This window comes from Halococcus sp. PRR34, assembly GCF_028617175.1.
Classification (GTDB): Archaea; Halobacteriota; Halobacteria; order Halobacteriales; family Halococcaceae; genus Halococcus; species Halococcus salifodinae.
On sequence record NZ_JAQJDA010000016.1, the window covers coordinates 40,297 to 55,638 of the forward strand.

The following is a 15,342-nucleotide window of genomic DNA, read 5'->3' on the forward strand; positions in this document are numbered from 1 at the left end:
GGTGATTAGCTCGAGCCGGCTTCAGCCGATTCGTCGGCTGGCTCCGCCACGTCGACACGGTCGCTGAGCCACGCGGCTGCCGCCGCCGCCTCCTCGGCGTCGTCGCTTTGGAGCTTGAGTCGGACGTGTTCGCCCGGATAGCTTCCCACCGTGACGTCGAAGCGTTCCCTGACAGCGGCGATCCGGTCGAGCAGCGCGCTCTCGGGTTCGGCGGCGCGGACCCACTCGACGTGCGAGATCGTCCCCGAAAACTCCCCCGCGACCGTCTCGAACATCGCGTGCATCTCTTCGGGGACACCGGGAAACACGTACACCGACTCGACAACGCAGCCTGGCGCGACCCCGGCCTCGTTGTGGAGCACTCGTGCGCCCGCCGGGAGGTCGGCGGTGCCAGCAGCGAGATCCGCGCGCTCGTAGCCGCCGTGTTCGGCGAGCCATTCGATCGCCTCGTCGTTCGTTTCGAGGTCGCGGTCGAACGCCGCCGCCACGGCGTCCATCGTCAGGTCGTCGTGGGTTGGCCCGAGTCCGCCCGTGACGAGCACCGCGTCGTAGCGGTCGTGGAGTTCTGCGACGGTGTCCGCGATCGTCTCGATCCGATCGGGTACCACGACACACCGCTCGACCGTCGCGCCGCGCTCCGTGAGCCGGCTCCCGAGCCACGCGGCGTTGGTGTTCACGGTGTCGCCCGCGAGGAGTTCGTCGCCGACCGAAACCAGGCCAACGCGCATGGCCGGTGTTGGGTGGCGGGTGATAAAAGTCCGCAGGTCCCAGGTGCGCTCGGCATCTCACGATCGCTCCGTGCGGACGAGCCTCCGTCGTCCGTTCAGTCACTGCTCTACCTGAACTGCCGGTGGGATCGTCGCCCGGCGCGGTTCGGGTGACTCAGCCCTCGACGGCCGCCGTGGGCTGGTCGGACGGCTCGTACTTCGTCCGGAACTCCCCGATGAGCTGGCCCATCTTCGCGTACCAGTCGTTCAACATGCGTTGCATCTCGTCGGCGACGACGTCCGGATCGGTCGGCCGGAAGACGTGGTAGTAGCCACCCTGCTCGTAGTTGACCTGCTCTTTCTGGACGAACCCCGCCTGGAGCAGTCGCTGGAGCGAGCGATACACCGTCGAGCGTTCTCGGTCGACCTCCTCGGCGATCTCGTCGACGGTCAGAGCTGCGTCGTGACTGACGACGACTTCGAAGCAGTCCCGGTCGAGATCGGTCAGGCCGTGGAAACATTCGAGGAGCCCCTCACACTCCATGTCCGCACGAAGATACTCCGCCATCGAGTCGGGCATTGGTTACGCCCTGTAGTCGTGGAGCGAATAAAGACGTTGTGCATGCTCCGCACGACTGTACACGACCATCACGGTCGAACTCGTGCCATCGAGAGTGTGGCTCACTGTTCGGTGTCGCCCCAGACATCGACGTCGGTCAGTCGGAGTTCACCGTTCGCCTTCCACGTCCGCGGTCGGCAGGCGACTACGGTTGCGGCGACGAAGAACGCGGCGACGAGTCCGGTCACGACGATTCCGGGAATGGCACCGATCGCGGCGCTCGCCGGCCACTCCGTCGCCTGCATGAAGGCGGTGATCCGGATAAACCAGGCGACGAGGAGCACGGCCATGAGTGGAAGGTACACCCGGCGCAGGCGGTGGGCGAGCGCTTCCTCGAAGCTGATCTTGATCTTCGGCTGGCGGTAGTCCTCGCTCAGCTCGCGTCGCCAGTGGGGGTCGCTGATGTCCTTCGAGGCGTCGAGTGCGTTCGCGAAGACGTTCTCCTGCATCAGTCGGACGCGCGACCGCCAGAGATCGTAGCCCCGGTATCGACGGGCCTCGATCACGAGGAAGACGGTGAGCATCGCCAGTCCGATCAGCACGATGTAGTGGGGGTTGTTGCCCGTGAACGCCCACGTCAGGATCGCTGCCATGATCGTGATGGCCCAGTTGGTCGTGCGATCGAGGCGCTCGCGCCAGAACTTCATCCGGTGGACCTCGCCGCGGTAGAGATGGGCCATCGAGGAGCCAGGCCCCATCCCTTCCTCGAACATCCCGCGACCGATGTGGCGCTCGACCTCACCGGTCGGATCGAAGGGTGTGTCGTCGCTCACGAGTCCCCCTCGATCCGCGATAGCTGTTCGTGGTCGGTATCGTGCTCGTGTTCGGTGTTTCGCATCATCTGGGAGTCGAATCGGGGACGATCAGTCGCTCGGTGTGACCGTTCTATCGGTTTCCTGTCGATACGCGCGCCAGTAGCCCTGAGCGTACGCACCGAGGAACATCCCGGCGATCCCGAGCAGGATCGGGTAGTTCCCGATGCCGAGGCTGGCGTACGCCGAGCCCGGACAGAGCCCCGAAATCCCCCAGCCGACGCCGAAGACCGCTCCGCCGAGGAGCACGCTGCGGTCGAAGGATCGCTCGCGTTTGCCGTAGGGATCGCCGGTGAGCGGTGCACGGTCGAGGTGGCGCGTCGCCAGCGTGATGACGGTTCCAGTGACGGCCGCCGCCCCGCCCATCACGAAGAGGAGTCCGAGATCCTCCAACTGGAGGAAATCGAGGACGATCTCGGGTCTCGCCATCCCGCTGTAGGCGAGGCCGAACCCGAACAGCGATCCGCCAACGGCGATCAGCGGCACGAACAGCGGGTGACGGGTGCCGTTCGCGCTCATGGTGTCACCCCGAGCGCCTGCATCGAGAGTGCGGTCCCGATCGCGACTGCCATGAACGTCGCGACGTTCGCGAAGGAGGTCCGCGACAGCGACGCCAGCCCGCTGATCCCGTGGCCGGAGGTACAGCCCTTCCCGATCCGCGTCCCGACACCGACGAGGACGCCACCGCCGAGCAGTCGCCACGGCTGGACATCGGTCGTCCAGCCACCCTCTCCGAGAAGGAGGGCGTAGACGGCCGCGCCGGCGACCATGCTCAGCGTGAAGACGAGCCGCCAGTCACGTGTGGCGAGATACTTCGCCCGGTTGAATCGTGGGATCTTCGAGACGTACGACAGCGTCGACTCGAAGAACGTGCTCGCGCCCGGCGTGATCGCCGTCCCGAGGTAGATGATCGAAACCCCGAGCCCGATGAGGACGCCGCCGATGGCGTACTGGCCGATTCCACGGGGGAACAGCCCCGCGAGCGATGCCTGTCCGATGACCGTCAGGACGTCGAACTGTCCGATCATCGATCAGTCGCTCGTCAGCGCGTCCTGGCTCGCCGCACAGTTGTTGGGGCCCTGTTCGAGCGCGAACGCCTCCTCGTCGGTCGGCTCGCGTTCGCCGAGATTTGTCGCGACGATTGCCTCGTAGTTGCTCGGTCGTGGCGGCATATTCGATTGGACGAGATCGACGAACGCTGCACGGTCCATTCCGAGTGCGTCCATTCGAGATTCGAGATCACCGAGTCGAGCCGTGTACGTGCCGTCGTCGGCCTCGGCGTTCCCGCTGAAGTGGCCTGGAGCAACGACGGTCTCGTCGGGAAGCTCCAGCACACGCTCGTGCAGCGTCTCGTGGAGCTGTTTCGCGGCGTCGGCTGCGCCCTCGGCTCCCGCTTCGAGATCGGGACGAGCGACGCTCTCGATGAACAGACCGTCGCCGGCGAACAGGACGTTCCCGATCCGGTAGGCGGTCATCCCCGACGTGTGGCCGGGCGTGTGAAGCGCCTCGATCTCGGCCTCGCCGACGGCGATCGTCTCGCCGTCCTCGATCGTCGCATAGGCAGTGTCGTCGACGCCGCGCTCGGCGGCGGATGCGGGAAGGAACGCTTCCGCGCTGGTCCCTGCGGCGACACGCCGGTTCCCGCTGATGTGGTCGGCGTGGATGTGGGTGTCGAGCGCGGCCGTGATCTTCGCCCCCAGCGTGCGCGCGTCCTGATGATAGGTGTCGGTGAACGTCCGGAGTGGATCGACGACCGCGGCCTCGTCGCCGCTGACGACGAGATACGAGAGACAGCCGCTGGAGGGCCGCTGGTACTGGACGATCGTGGCGTCGACATCGACGGCGAGTTCGTGGGATTCGTAGAGCTCCGCCCAGCCGTTCATGCCGCGTGCGAGATGGCGCACCCCGTAGCCGCGTTCGTGCAGCAGGCCGGCGACGTACTCGCTCGAATCGCCTTTCGCACAGAGAACCGTCACGTCCCGATCGTCGGGAATCCCCTCGAAGACCTCCTCATCGACGTCGCCGAGCAGGAATTCGAAGTACGGTACGTTCCGGACGGTGACGTTCGGTCCGTCGATGTGCCACTCCTCGAACGCCTCACTCGCACGCGTATCGAGCAGAAATACGTCCTCGTTGTCGTCGATGCGCTCTTTCAGTTCGTTCGGCTCGATCGATTCGACATCGACAGCCGGGTCGGGAAACGTTTCGTCACTCATCGTACCCGCCACTACCCGTTCGATCCCAATAAGCGTTCGTATAGAATAGTGAATTCTATGCAATATAGATCGGTCGAAAATGGGTTGTATGGACTCCTTAGTGGATTCGGTGCAGTCTTCGGGGGTCTTCGAGAGAGGGATGTTCGACAGATGCACAAGACTTTTGCAATACCGAGGTTGTATTGTTCGATGGAGGCAAGACAGAACATGAGCGACGAACACGATACTGCCGAGACGCTCGACGTCAAAGGTGAGAACTGCCCCATGCCGGTCATCGAGACCAAGCAGGCGGCCGACGAGTTGGAGAGCGAGGAGGTGCTCGAAGTGCTCGCGACCGATGCCGGGAGCATGAGCGATATCAAGGGGTGGGCCGGCTCGACCGCGGGCGTCGAACTGGTCGATCAGACCGACGACGGGGACGTGTACAAACACTACGTCCGGAAGACCGCATGACGGCCACCGACGAGATCGGGTCGTGCGCGTCGACCGGTCGATCGACTGAGAGGCGACGATGAGCACGGAGACCCGATCCACCGCTGGCGAGTCGATCGAGGACGGTGCCGGCCTCGAAGCTCGCATCGAGGAGCTCGAAGCCGAACTCGCCGCGATCCGGGACGACGACGATCAGCGGATGGTCATCATCGCGACGAAGGGGACCCTCGACATGGCGTACCCGCCCCTGATCCTCGCTTCGACGGCCGCAGCTTTCGGCTGGGACGTGACGGTGTTTCACACGTTCTGGGGGCTCGAACTCCTCCACGAGGAACACTCTCAGGAGCTGGGCCTGAGTTCGGTCGGCAATCCCAACATGCCGATTCCGAACGTCATCGGGGCGCTTCCCGGCATGGATCGGGCGACCGCGAAGCTGATGGAGCGACGCATCGCCGACAACGACGTCGCGAGCGTCGAAGAGCTCGTTCGGACCGCACTCGATAGCGGGGTCGATCTCCAGGCGTGTCAGATGACGATCGATCTGTTGGACTACGACGAAGCCGACTTCTACGACGGCGTCGAGACGGGCGTCGGCGCGGCGAGCGCCTTCCAGCGCATGACCAACGCCGACATCCAACTCCTCGTCTGAGTCGGCCCGCTCCCACACACCGGATCTCACGAACCGAAAACGATTTTCACGACAGACACAATACTCTACACGATGACGCTCCCCATCGACCCGAGCCAGCTGGACGAAGACGACATCGGTGTGAAACGAACCACCCTGGAGATGAGCCACGAGGACGCGATCGAACACGTTCGGACGGTGTTCACCGACGCGGGCTTCGGCATCCCTGTCGAGTTCTCGCCGTCGGAGCTCCTCAACGAGAAGGTCGACGCCGACCGCGACCCGTACTACGTGCTGGGTGCGTGCAACCCCGCGATCGCCGACCGCGCGCTCGACGCCAGTGAGGACCGAATGGGTGGGCTCTTTCCCTGCAACGTCGTCGTCTGGGAGGAAGAGCCCGGCGTGCAGACCGTCTATCACGTCTCGATCATGCGGATCGCCCGGCTCGTCGGGATGGCTCCGGACGACGACGCGATGGCCGACATCATCGAGGACACCGGCGAGCTCGCCGACGAAGCGTTCGAGGCGCTGTGACGATGGGCTATCACACCTTCGATGCCGACAACGCCGATAAGCTGGAGGAGACGGCGTGGCGCTACCGCTTCCTCTCGGCCGAGGAGCTGCTGTGGGCGATTTCGCCATCGCCGGAGCACGTCGTGGCCGACCTCGGCAGCGGCACGGGGTTTTACACCGACGACGTCGCGTCGCACGCCAGCGAGGTCTACGCAGTCGACGTCCAAGAAGCGATGCACGAGTACTACCGGGAGAAGGGGGTTCCCACGAACGTCGAACCCGTGACGACAGGCATCGAGGAGCTTCCGTTCGAGGACGCGAGTCTCGACGCCGCGTTCTCGACGATGACCTATCACGAGTTCGCGAGCGACGACGCGTTCGCGGAGATCCGTCGGGTGCTCCGGCCCGGGGGACGACTCGTCATCATTGATTGGACGGCCACGGGAACCGGCGAGAACGGCCCGCCGCTCGACGAGCGATACACCGCCGACGCGGCCGCGGACGCGCTCCGTGACCACGGGTTCGAGATCGAGCACGAGACCACCCGTCCGGAAACGTTTCTACTGGTCGCTACGATCGAGTAGCCTCACGTCGGTTTTCACAGTGCCATCGGGGTTGGGTCGTGATGTGGCCGACTCCGCCCACACCACGGGTGTATTTCGCTCCAAAGACGGATTCATCCGACACGTATCGAACGGTCGTCCGGGTTCGGCGTCGCCGGGCGACCACCGAGCACGAACCCGGTGTGTGTCGTCGGCAATACGATTCGTGGACCCGATGAAAACGCCAGAGAAATGTTTATTTGTCCCAATACCGTACAGAAAGCCAGAACCATGTTCGAGACGATCACTGCCAGAGAACTCGCTGACGCACAGGACGAAGGTGTGGACGATTTCATACTCATCGATACGCGCCCGGCGGACAGCTACGAGTCGTGGCGCGTGCCGGGTGCGGTGAACGTCCCGTTCGGGCCGGCGGAGACGCTGGGGACGGACCAGCGCGAGACGATCAGTTCGTTGGCGGACGACAAGCGGATCGTCACGATCTGCGGGAAGGGGGCGACGTCGACGACCCTCGCCGCCGAACTCGACGCCGACGGGTTCGAGGACGTCGCGGTCGTGACAGGGGGAATGCGCGAGTGGAACTCGCTGTATGAGACGGCTCGTGTGGACACGAGGGACGAGGATCTCCACGTCGTCCAGTTCCAGCGCCGGGCGAAAGGCTGTCTCTCCTATCTCGTCGGCTCGAAACGTACGGGCGAGGCGGTCGTCATCGATCCCACGCGACACACCGATCAGTACGTGACAACCGCCGCCGAGCACGGAATGGCGATCACTCACGTTCTGGATACCCACGTTCACGCCGATCATCTCTCCGGCGGACGGGAACTCGCGACACGGCTCAGTGTCCCCTATCACCTCGGCGAACGCGCGACCGAGCGCGACCTCGGCCACGAGTTCGAACCGCTGGCCGACGGCGCGACGATCACGGTCGGTGATACCGAGATCGAAACGCTCGGTGCGCCAGGCCACACCACCGAGATGGTCGCCTACCGCGTCGGTGACGACGCCGTGCTCACCGGCGACAGCCTGTTCTTCGATTCGGTCGGTCGTACGGAGCTCGAATTCGGCGCGGAGGGGGCCGAAGAGGGTGCGGAGATGCAGTACGAGACGCTCCACGACACGCTGCTCGAACTCCCCGGAGCGCTGACCGTCCTGCCGGGCCACGTCACCGTGAACAGCGACGGCACCTACGAGAACGCTTCACCAGGCGAACTCGTCGGGCGATCTCTTGAGGAAGTTCAGGACCGACTCGGCCTCGTCGACCTCGACCGGGCGGCGTTCGTCGAGCGGATGGTCGAGAACGTCCCCGAGAAACCCGACAACTACGAGACGGTGATCGCGATCAACCGAGGTGTCGAGAGGGTCGAGAGCACGCGTGCGGCGACGATGCTCGAGACAGGTGCGAACAACTGCGCGGCCTGAAACGCGCGCCTCACGCCGTCCGCTGGCGTCGGTACGCGACGTAGGAGTAGACGGTGACGTATACGACGGCGAGCAGGATCGGGACGACGACGAACAGGGTGGCGGCTGCGGGGAAGACGAGCCCGCCGAGCGAGAGGACGCCCGACAGTTTCAGCGCGAGCGCGGCGCGGCGGTTGGTGCGTTCCCATACCGTATCGTCGGCGAGCGTCCACGGCGTGCGGACGCCGGCGATCCAGTTCGGTTCGGCGCGCTCGACGAGGAGTCCGCTCGCGTAAAACACCGCAGCGAGACCCGGTGCGAGCGCCGCACCGATAGGTGGCTGGATGCCGAGATTCCAGAGTAGCACGAGTCCGTGGACGTAGAGCAGGAACCACGTCATCCCGGCGGCGAACCACTCGTAGAGCCCGCGAAATTGCTCAACGTTCGCCTTTCGTGGATCAAACTGCGGAGAGACCAGGAGAAGCGCGTACACCCCGGCCGCGAGCACTGGGAGGAGGAACGCACCCGCGAGCCGCGACATCGTGCCGTCGGCCTCGCCGCTCGCGCTCCAGTGGGTCGCCATCCTGGCCGGGAGCTCCGGATAGACGACGACGCTCGCGAGGAACGCGAACACGATCGCTGCAACGCCGACGGTCCGGGGGCGGCGGTGTTTCACGACGCGAGCTACGATTCGTGCCGGTATAAGTTCCCAGTCTGTCACGAGTGTCCGTGAACCATCCTCAACGAGGTCGGCCGATCACCCGTCGAACATCCCGGTCGAGAGATACCGCTCGCCGCTGTCGGGAAAGACGGTGACGACCAGCGGACAGTCATCGTACTCGGTGGCGGCCGCTCCGCTTCCGTCGGCCCGGAGCTCCGTCGGGGCGGGCGGGCAGTCAAGTTTGGGTTCGGCGAGCCGTTCGGCGACCCGCTGGGCCGCGAGGTTCGCTGCGCCGCTCGACTGGCCGACGATGATTCCCTCCTCACGCGCAAGGCGGCGACACTCGGCTTCTGCGGCCTCGATCCCGACGGTTTCGATCGTGTCGATCAGCTCGCGGTCCAGGATCTCACTCACAAACCCAGGGCCCATTCCCTCGAAATCGTCGATTCCCGCTTCCCCGGTCGAGAGCACGGCGTTCGCCTCCGGTTCGACCGCGACGACATCTATTTCGGGGTACTCCTCACGGAGTCGGCTGGCGATCCCGGTGAGCGTCCCACCGGTGCCGACCGCGGCGACGAGGGCATCGACGGTCCGATCGCCGACCTGCTCCGTGATCTCAGCGCCGGTCGTCTCGTAGTGGGAGCGGACGTTCGCCCGGTTCTCGAACTGCCGGAGCTGGACCATTCCCTCGGCTTCGAGTTCGTCGGCACGTGCTTTCGCTTGCTCGATCTCACCGTCCACGAGTTCGAGGTCCGCCCCGTAGGCCGCCATGACCTGCCGCCGTTCTTCCGATTTCGAGGCGGGCATGACGACCGTGAGGTCGTACCCCTTCGCCGCCGCGACGACGGCGAGGCCGATTCCGGTGTTGCCGCTCGTCGGCTCGACGAGACGATCGCCGGGTTCGAGGCTCCCCTCGCGCTCTGCGGCCTCGACCATCGCCTTCGCGGGGCGGTCCTTCGCCGACCCGCCGGGGTTTTTCGACTCGATCTTCGCGGCCACGGTCGCACCCTCGGGCGAGCCGACCTGCACGAGGGGCGATCCGATGGCGTCGAGGATGCTGTCGTCCATTGCGTGGCGATACGGAGCGTGGCCCTAAACCGATGACGGGATCGGTGATTCGTGCGCGACGTGATTTATCGACGTCGTGTGGAGGATGCGGGAAGCCTAAGCACGCCGGCACCGAACGACACCCATGAGCCTCGAAACGATGTCGCCGAATCCCGTCTGGAATCCTGCGGGCTACGAGGACGCGGTCGACGCCGTCGCCGAACACGCCGACGAACTCACCGTCCGAGTCTGGGCCGGCGATTGGTGCAAGGACTGCCGAGCCATCCTCCCGGACTTCGCGGCGGCGCTCGGCGAGGCCGACGTTCCCGAGGAGCGGATCGAAGAGTACGCGCTGGATCAGGACAAGCAGGGCGAACTGGTCGCGGAGTACGGAATCGAGTACATCCCGACGATCGTCATCGAGCACGACGGCGAGGAAGTCGCACGGTTCGTGGAGGACGAACCCGAACCGCCGATCGTCCATCTCGCCGAGCAGCTCGACGCGCCCGAGCCGACGAACTAACGCGGGCTGTCGTCCGTTGGAGTCGATTCCGGATCCGCGTCCGTGTCGGGCGCGAGCCGTTCTACCCACGACAGCGCGTCCTCGACCTCGGTCTGCGGTGGCGAGCAAGTGAACGATCGGCAGACGTACGCCGTCGGCTCGCCGTCACGCTGGTCCCGATCGGCCCAGATTGCCGGCGGCTCGTCGAGCCCGAGCCGATCGCACCACGCGGCGAGTTCCTCCTCGGAGGACGGTCGTCGCGCGAGCAGCCGGCGCGGCAGATAGCTTCGACCGATCCGCTCGCGCCAGGCTTCGGGGAGCGCGTCGGCGACGACCGTCCATTCGAGCGAGCCGGCGGCGTGGCGATCGGCCGCGAGCGCGAGCGACGCACGCCGGAGCGGGCTCGACTCGACGGTTTCGGCGTGGGTTTCGAGCGTCGCCGTGGCGATCGCCTCCAAGCGGTCGTCGGCGGCGAAGTGATCCAGCGCGAGCAGGACATCGACCGCTACCCCAGTGCTGGAGGGCGTCGACTGGTCGTCGAGTTCCTGGGGCCGCGCGACGAGCGACTCCCCGGTCTGTGGGGTGAAATAGAGCGTTTCCTCGTCGGAGTCCCAGAACTCCGTCTCGATCGCGCGCGCGAGATCGAGCGCGAACGCGAGGTGGTCGACCTCGCCGGTGGCCTCGTAGCAGTTGAGTGCGCCGCGCGCGAGGAACGCGTAATCCTCGAGATAGCCCTCGATCTTCACGTCCCCGTCCTTGTAGCGCCGCTGAAGGCGTCGTTTCTCGTCGTTCCAAAGGTGTTCGTGGACGAATTCGATCCCCGCGACGGCGGTGTCGGCAAAGCGCGCGTCGAGTGCGAGCCCGGCCTCGGCGAACGCCGAGATCATCAGGCCATTCCATCCAGCCAGAACCTTCTCGTCGCGTTCCGGGCGTTCGCGTTCGGCGCGCGCCGCGAACACCGCCTCGCGGGCGCGTTCGAGCTCCGCACTGACCTCTTCGGTGGTGGTGTCGTGTTCGTCCGCGAGATCCTCGATTTCGGTGCTCACCGTCAGCACCGTCTTCCCGTCTTCGAAGTTCCCTGCCTCGGTGACGCCGTAGCGCTCGCAGAACAGGTCGGCCGCGAACTCGTCGTCGACTGCGTCGTGGACTCCATTGGGTGTCCAGACGTAGAACGCTCCTTCCTCGCGCTCGCCGGACTCGTCCTCGCTCTGGGCGTCGAGCGTGCTGAAAAACCCGCCGTCGGGATGGCGAAGTTCGCGTTCGACGAATCCCAGGGTCTCGCGCGCGACCTCGGCGTAGCGCTCCGCGCCCGTCCGACGGTAGCCCGCGAGGTACGCCCGCGTGAGTTCGGCGTTGTCGTAGAGCATCTTCTCGAAGTGAGGCACCGTCCACTCGCGGTCGGTGGTGTATCGGTGGAAGCCGCCGCCGGCGTGATCCCGGAGTCCGCCCTCGCTTATCGCGTCGAGCGCCTCGTGGGCGACCTCGTCGAAACTCTCTCTCCCGGTTCGTTCGGCGGCGCGCATGAGAAGATGGAGCCGGCCTGTCTGCGGGAACTTCTGGCCGTGGCCGAATCCTCCATACTCGCGATCGGCGTTTTCGACTGCCTGCTGGGCGGCGGTTTCGAGCAGGTCGCTATCCGGGACCTCGCCTGGCTGTTCGGGCGTCGCCTCCAGTTCGCCAGCCATCGCGCCCGCCCACTGGTCGGCGCGACCCTCGATGTCCTCGCGATCGTTCTCCCACGATTCCGCGATCGAGTCGAGAAGGTCGAGGAAGCCAGGCTGACCCCGTTTCTCGTCGCGGGGGAAGTACGTCCCGACGTAGAACGGTCGGCCGTCGGGCGTGAGCCATACCGACAGCGGCCAGCCGCCCTGGCCCGAGACCATCCCACAGATCGTCTGATAGAGTCGGTCGAGATCGGGTCGCTCCTCGCGGTCGACCTTGATCGGGACGAACTCGTCGTTGAGCCGCTCGGCCACCCTCTCGTCCTCGAAGCTCTCGTCCTCCATGACGTGACACCAGTGACACGCCGAGTAGCCGATCGAGAGGAAGATCGGGACGTCGCGCTCGCGGGCGGCGTCGAGTGCGTCGTCGTCCCACGGCTGCCAGTTGACGGGGTTGTCGGCGTGCTGGCGGAGATACGGCGACTGCTCTTCGTCGAGCCGGTTTCGGTCGGTGACGCTCATGATGCGGCGTACGCACCGATCACGGGTAAACACTGGCTCGTCGTTCGCTGCGGCGTCAGCCGGCAGCAGTTTCTTTGCGGCTGCGGACCCAGCATCGAGGATGGTGGATCACATCAGCCGCGAGCAGGCAGAGGCGTGGCTCGACGAGAAGGTCGTCCAGGGGATCGAGCACGAAACCACCGACGGCGCGGCGTTCAACCTCCAACTCCAGCTCTCTCGACTCCCACTTCACGTCATCAAGGAGGAGACGTGGGGGCCGTTGCGGGTGGTCGGAGAGTGTACGTTCGACACCGATCGCGTCGCAGCGCTGGTCGAAGACGACGAGGACCGCCAGGAACTGCTCGCTCGCCTCAACCCCATCCTCGCGACCGCACCGGGGTTTTACACCTTCCTCGACACCGAGGGCGATCCGTGTGAGTTCCCCGCAGTCCACTCGATCCTGCTCGAACACCGGCTCTACCCTGACGGTGCGAGCCAGCAGGCAGTGATGGATTCGGTGATGGCGACTGCAGCCACGATGCGGTCGATCCAGAACACCGCCGCCGCGCTCCGGAATCAAGCCATCCGAACTGCGGATGCCGAGGGTACCGAGCAGTAGTGGCCGTCTCGACGGTGTCGGGGATCCACGACGGATCCAGTTCGCGGGCGGTCGGCCGACGACGAGAATTCCCTCTCAGACGCCGAGTTCGAGCGAGAGCGTCTCGATGTGGACGATTTCGTCGTCCTGGAGCATCTCGACGATCGTCTGGTGACCGGTCGGCTCCGATTCGAGCCCGGTGATCGTGACGCGGTAGCCGGCGTCGAGCGCCCCCTCGAAGAAGGCGAACGCGGTCGGTGCATCCAGATTGTGGAGGTCGACCGTCAGCGTCCCGTCGTCGAGATCGTCACGAGCGGCGGTCAGCTCGTCGGCAGCGTCTTCGAGCTTCCGATCGCCCATGTCGATGGTCACGTCTGCCATACCTGGGTGTCTCGGCGGGCAATCATAAACGTGGGGCCGGCGTGACGCGGTGTCTCGAAGGACAACGCTTAGGTCGCCCCGGTCGGCGTATCGCGCATGAGCGAGACAGTTCTGGTCGTCGGCGGCGGCGGGCGCGAGCACGCCATTGCGCGTGCCCTCGCCGACACGGACGCGACGCTGTACGCCTGTGCGACGAACCGAAATCCGGGCATCGCGGGCCTTGCCGCGGGGTTCGAGACGCTCGACACCACCACCCCGCAGGCTGTCGTCGCCTACGCCGAGGAGGTCGGGGCGACGCTCGCAGTCGTCGGGCCCGAAACACCCTTGGAGGCGGGTGTGGCCGACGCGCTCGCCGATGCCGGGGTGTTCCCATTCGGGCCGCGCGCCGAGGCGGCGCGGATCGAGACCGACAAGGCCTACCAGCGGCGGTTCATGCGCGAGCACGACGTTCCTGGCTGTCCGACGTTCGAGACGTTCGACGACATGGAGCGCGCGTGCGGGTACATCGACGACCACGACGGTGATCTCGTGGTGAAGCCCGCGGGGCTGACAGGTGGAAAGGGCGTCCGCGTGATCGGTGATCAAGTGACTCCCGCAGAAGCCAAGGAATACCTCCGCGACTCCGATTACGACCGCGTGGTGCTCGAAGAGCGCCTCGTTGGCGAGGAGTTTACTGTTCAGGCGCTGGTGGCGAACGGCGATGTCCGCACGACTCCGGCGGTTCAGGATCACAAGCGCGCCTACGAAGGCGACGAGGGGCCCAACACGGGCGGGATGGGGAGTTACTCCGACAGCGGGCCCGAACTCCCGTTCATGACCGAGGACGATTACCGCGCGGCCGTCGGGGTCGTCGAAGAGACGGTCGCAGCGCTCGACGATTATACTGGTGTGCTCTACGGGCAGTTCATGCTGACCGCCGACGGTCCGAAGGTGGTGGAGTTCAACGCGCGCTTCGGCGATCCCGAGGCGATGAACACCCTTCCGGTGCTCGACACTGGCCTTCTTTCGGTGCTCACTTCGGCGCGCGACGGTGACTCGCTGCCGACCCTCGAGTTCGCGCCGCGGGCCACGGTCTGCAAGTACGCGGTGCCCGAGGGCTACCCCACCGATCCGGATGCGGGGGCAGAGATTCAGGTCGACGAGGGTGTCGTCGAGACGATCAACCAGCGGTTCGCCGCCGATGCCGACGCCGGCGGCGGCTCGGCGGTCGCGGACGGTGGAACGTCGCCGCGAGTCGAACTCTACTACGCCAGCGTCGACGGCCGCGACGACGGGATCTACACCACCACGTCGCGGGCGTTCGCGGTAGTCGGGATCGCCGACACCATCGCAACCGCCGAGGAGATCGTCGACGAAACGCTGACCGAGGCCGGCACCGACGGGCTCCGGGTCCGCCACGACATCGGCACGACAGCGCTCGTCGAATCCCGTGTCGAGCACATGGATGAACTGCGGACCGAGTAGGTTCGTCCCGTCGCGTGCGTGGTGGTCTGCGGATTCAAGACCCCAGCGGCTGAACGGTCCGTCGTGACCGACGACACCGACTCCCGCCGGGATCGGACGACCGTGCATCCGACGCCCGGCGCGCGGAACTCGCTCCAGCACTGGCCCGAGGCGAGGTCGCTGTGGCGAATCGTTCACAACTATCTGTTCGTCCTCGTCGCGCGACTCGCACCCTTCCTCCGGGTGAAAAACTGGGCGCTCCGGCGGATCGGCGTCACGGTCGGTGAGGGGGTTTCGTGGGCGCTCGAAGCCACGCCCGACGTGTTCTGGCCCGAGCTCATCACGATCGAGGACCACGCCATCGTGGGTTACGACGCCACCCTGCTGTGTCACGAGTACCTCCAGGACGAGTACCGCACCGGCGAGGTAGTCGTCGGCGAGCGTGCGATGATCGGCGCTGGCGCGATCGTCCTGCCTGGTGTCGAGATTGGAGCCGAGGCGCGTGTGGCTGCAAACTCCCTTGTCGCCGAGGACGTGCCGCCCGGCGCGACGGTCGCTGGCGTCCCGGCGACGGAGGTGTGATAGCGGCTGCGGTGGCGGTGCGGTTGCGGTGGCTGGGTGGTTGCGGTGCGGTTCCTGGCGGATGAAGGGCGAACG

General features: G+C 65.8%; 19 protein-coding genes. 9 read left to right on the forward strand and 10 right to left on the reverse strand.

The genetic code is table 11. From position 1 onward, the window contains the following. Positions 1 to 5 precede the first annotated feature (5 nt). The 6 genes from PHA81_RS16040 to PHA81_RS16065 form a co-directional block, all read right to left on the reverse strand. Positions 6 to 728, reverse strand: coding sequence for a molybdopterin-binding protein (locus PHA81_RS16040; RefSeq protein ID WP_005038660.1), 723 nt, complete (start codon positions 726 to 728; stop codon positions 6 to 8). A 154-nt stretch (positions 729 to 882) separates the two neighbouring features. Further along, entirely contained in the window at positions 883 to 1,287 is a 405-nt protein-coding gene (locus tag PHA81_RS16045; RefSeq protein WP_005038661.1) for a helix-turn-helix domain-containing protein, read from the reverse strand. Positions 1,288 to 1,388: 101 nt separating this feature from the next. Beyond that, positions 1,389 to 2,099, reverse strand: coding sequence for a DUF2270 domain-containing protein (locus tag PHA81_RS16050; RefSeq protein WP_005038662.1), 711 nt, complete (start codon positions 2,097 to 2,099; stop codon positions 1,389 to 1,391). A gap of 90 nt (positions 2,100 to 2,189) precedes the next feature. Beyond that, positions 2,190 to 2,657 carry a YeeE/YedE family protein gene (locus tag PHA81_RS16055; RefSeq protein ID WP_005038663.1) on the reverse strand — a complete coding sequence of 156 codons (468 nt, stop codon included), beginning with the start codon at positions 2,655 to 2,657 and terminating at the stop codon, positions 2,190 to 2,192. Next, positions 2,654 to 3,166, reverse strand: coding sequence for a YeeE/YedE thiosulfate transporter family protein (locus tag PHA81_RS16060; protein ID WP_005038664.1), 513 nt, complete (start codon positions 3,164 to 3,166; stop codon positions 2,654 to 2,656). The genes PHA81_RS16055 and PHA81_RS16060 overlap by 4 nt, the downstream gene beginning before the upstream one ends. 3 nt (positions 3,167 to 3,169) lie before the next feature. Beyond that, positions 3,170 to 4,354, reverse strand: coding sequence for an MBL fold metallo-hydrolase (locus PHA81_RS16065; RefSeq protein ID WP_005038665.1), 1,185 nt, complete (start codon positions 4,352 to 4,354; stop codon positions 3,170 to 3,172). A gap of 207 nt (positions 4,355 to 4,561) precedes the next feature. Here PHA81_RS16065 and PHA81_RS16070 point away from each other — a divergent pair, with 207 nt between their 5' ends. The 5 genes from PHA81_RS16070 to PHA81_RS16090 all read left to right on the forward strand — a co-directional run bounded on the left by PHA81_RS16070 (position 4,562) and on the right by PHA81_RS16090 (position 7,912). Next, positions 4,562 to 4,807 carry a sulfurtransferase TusA family protein gene (locus PHA81_RS16070; protein WP_005038667.1) on the forward strand — a complete coding sequence of 82 codons (246 nt, stop codon included), beginning with the start codon at positions 4,562 to 4,564 and terminating at the stop codon, positions 4,805 to 4,807. A gap of 58 nt (positions 4,808 to 4,865) precedes the next feature. Then, positions 4,866 to 5,435 (forward strand): DsrE/DsrF/DrsH-like family protein, encoded by a 570-nt coding sequence (locus PHA81_RS16075; protein ID WP_005038668.1) that lies wholly within the window; start codon positions 4,866 to 4,868, stop codon positions 5,433 to 5,435. A 72-nt stretch (positions 5,436 to 5,507) separates the two neighbouring features. Next, positions 5,508 to 5,948 carry a DUF302 domain-containing protein gene (locus PHA81_RS16080; protein WP_005038670.1) on the forward strand — a complete coding sequence of 147 codons (441 nt, stop codon included), beginning with the start codon at positions 5,508 to 5,510 and terminating at the stop codon, positions 5,946 to 5,948. A 2-nt stretch (positions 5,949 to 5,950) separates the two neighbouring features. After that, complete coding sequence (locus PHA81_RS16085) at positions 5,951 to 6,511, forward strand: class I SAM-dependent methyltransferase (protein ID WP_005038672.1); 561 nt, start codon at positions 5,951 to 5,953, stop codon at positions 6,509 to 6,511. 249 nt (positions 6,512 to 6,760) lie between these two features. Beyond that, on the forward strand, positions 6,761 to 7,912 hold the full coding sequence (locus tag PHA81_RS16090) for a rhodanese-like domain-containing protein (protein WP_005038673.1): 1,152 nt from the start codon (positions 6,761 to 6,763) through the stop codon (positions 7,910 to 7,912). A 10-nt stretch (positions 7,913 to 7,922) separates the two neighbouring features. On the opposite strand, the gene PHA81_RS16095 is transcribed toward PHA81_RS16090, so the two are convergent. After that, the gene (locus PHA81_RS16095; protein WP_005038674.1) at positions 7,923 to 8,567 is read right to left on the reverse strand and encodes a DUF1648 domain-containing protein; all 645 of its coding nucleotides are present in this window, start codon (positions 8,565 to 8,567) and stop codon (positions 7,923 to 7,925) included. 81 nt (positions 8,568 to 8,648) lie between these two features. Beyond that, entirely contained in the window at positions 8,649 to 9,620 is a 972-nt protein-coding gene (locus PHA81_RS16100) for a PLP-dependent cysteine synthase family protein (protein WP_005038676.1), read from the reverse strand. Positions 9,621 to 9,744: 124 nt separating this feature from the next. Between PHA81_RS16100 and PHA81_RS16105 the strand changes: the two genes are divergently transcribed. Next, the gene (locus tag PHA81_RS16105) at positions 9,745 to 10,122 is read left to right on the forward strand and encodes a thioredoxin family protein (RefSeq protein ID WP_005038678.1); all 378 of its coding nucleotides are present in this window, start codon (positions 9,745 to 9,747) and stop codon (positions 10,120 to 10,122) included. Here the strand turns inward: PHA81_RS16105 and PHA81_RS16110 are convergent. Next, positions 10,119 to 12,284, reverse strand: coding sequence for a thioredoxin domain-containing protein (locus PHA81_RS16110; RefSeq protein ID WP_273837565.1), 2,166 nt, complete (start codon positions 12,282 to 12,284; stop codon positions 10,119 to 10,121). The genes PHA81_RS16105 and PHA81_RS16110 overlap by 4 nt on opposite strands. A gap of 100 nt (positions 12,285 to 12,384) precedes the next feature. Between PHA81_RS16110 and PHA81_RS16115 the strand changes: the two genes are divergently transcribed. Beyond that, a complete protein-coding gene (locus PHA81_RS16115) occupies positions 12,385 to 12,882 on the forward strand; it encodes a hypothetical protein (protein WP_005038684.1) in 498 nt (165 codons plus the stop codon). A gap of 75 nt (positions 12,883 to 12,957) precedes the next feature. Here PHA81_RS16115 and PHA81_RS16120 read toward each other — a convergent pair whose 3' ends face one another. Next, entirely contained in the window at positions 12,958 to 13,242 is a 285-nt protein-coding gene (locus PHA81_RS16120; RefSeq protein ID WP_005038685.1) for a hypothetical protein, read from the reverse strand. A 96-nt stretch (positions 13,243 to 13,338) separates the two neighbouring features. Here PHA81_RS16120 and purD point away from each other — a divergent pair, with 96 nt between their 5' ends. Next, positions 13,339 to 14,706, forward strand: coding sequence for a phosphoribosylamine--glycine ligase (purD, locus tag PHA81_RS16125; RefSeq protein ID WP_005038687.1), 1,368 nt, complete (start codon positions 13,339 to 13,341; stop codon positions 14,704 to 14,706). A gap of 63 nt (positions 14,707 to 14,769) precedes the next feature. Then, positions 14,770 to 15,267: an acyltransferase gene (locus tag PHA81_RS16130; protein ID WP_005038688.1), complete on the forward strand. Its 498-nt coding sequence runs from the start codon at positions 14,770 to 14,772 to the stop codon at positions 15,265 to 15,267. Positions 15,268 to 15,342: the final 75 nt, after the last annotated feature.

Coding starts and splice junctions, on each gene's coding strand:
- PHA81_RS16040 (WP_005038660.1), bottom strand. CDS start 728: ATGCGCGTTGGCCTGGTTTCGGTCGGCGACGAACTCCTCGCGGGCGAC.
- PHA81_RS16045 (WP_005038661.1), bottom strand. CDS start 1,287: ATGCCCGACTCGATGGCGGAGTATCTTCGTGCGGACATGGAGTGTGAG.
- PHA81_RS16055 (WP_005038663.1), bottom strand. CDS start 2,657: ATGAGCGCGAACGGCACCCGTCACCCGCTGTTCGTGCCGCTGATCGCC.
- PHA81_RS16060 (WP_005038664.1), bottom strand. CDS start 3,166: ATGATCGGACAGTTCGACGTCCTGACGGTCATCGGACAGGCATCGCTC.
- PHA81_RS16065 (WP_005038665.1), bottom strand. CDS start 4,354: ATGAGTGACGAAACGTTTCCCGACCCGGCTGTCGATGTCGAATCGATC.
- PHA81_RS16070 (WP_005038667.1), top strand. CDS start 4,562: ATGAGCGACGAACACGATACTGCCGAGACGCTCGACGTCAAAGGTGAG.
- PHA81_RS16075 (WP_005038668.1), top strand. CDS start 4,866: ATGAGCACGGAGACCCGATCCACCGCTGGCGAGTCGATCGAGGACGGT.
- PHA81_RS16080 (WP_005038670.1), top strand. CDS start 5,508: ATGACGCTCCCCATCGACCCGAGCCAGCTGGACGAAGACGACATCGGT.
- PHA81_RS16085 (WP_005038672.1), top strand. CDS start 5,951: ATGGGCTATCACACCTTCGATGCCGACAACGCCGATAAGCTGGAGGAG.
- PHA81_RS16090 (WP_005038673.1), top strand. CDS start 6,761: ATGTTCGAGACGATCACTGCCAGAGAACTCGCTGACGCACAGGACGAA.
- PHA81_RS16100 (WP_005038676.1), bottom strand. CDS start 9,620: ATGGACGACAGCATCCTCGACGCCATCGGATCGCCCCTCGTGCAGGTC.
- PHA81_RS16105 (WP_005038678.1), top strand. CDS start 9,745: ATGAGCCTCGAAACGATGTCGCCGAATCCCGTCTGGAATCCTGCGGGC.
- PHA81_RS16110 (WP_273837565.1), bottom strand. CDS start 12,284: ATGAGCGTCACCGACCGAAACCGGCTCGACGAAGAGCAGTCGCCGTAT.
- PHA81_RS16115 (WP_005038684.1), top strand. CDS start 12,385: ATGGTGGATCACATCAGCCGCGAGCAGGCAGAGGCGTGGCTCGACGAG.
- PHA81_RS16120 (WP_005038685.1), bottom strand. CDS start 13,242: ATGGCAGACGTGACCATCGACATGGGCGATCGGAAGCTCGAAGACGCT.
- purD (WP_005038687.1), top strand. CDS start 13,339: ATGAGCGAGACAGTTCTGGTCGTCGGCGGCGGCGGGCGCGAGCACGCC.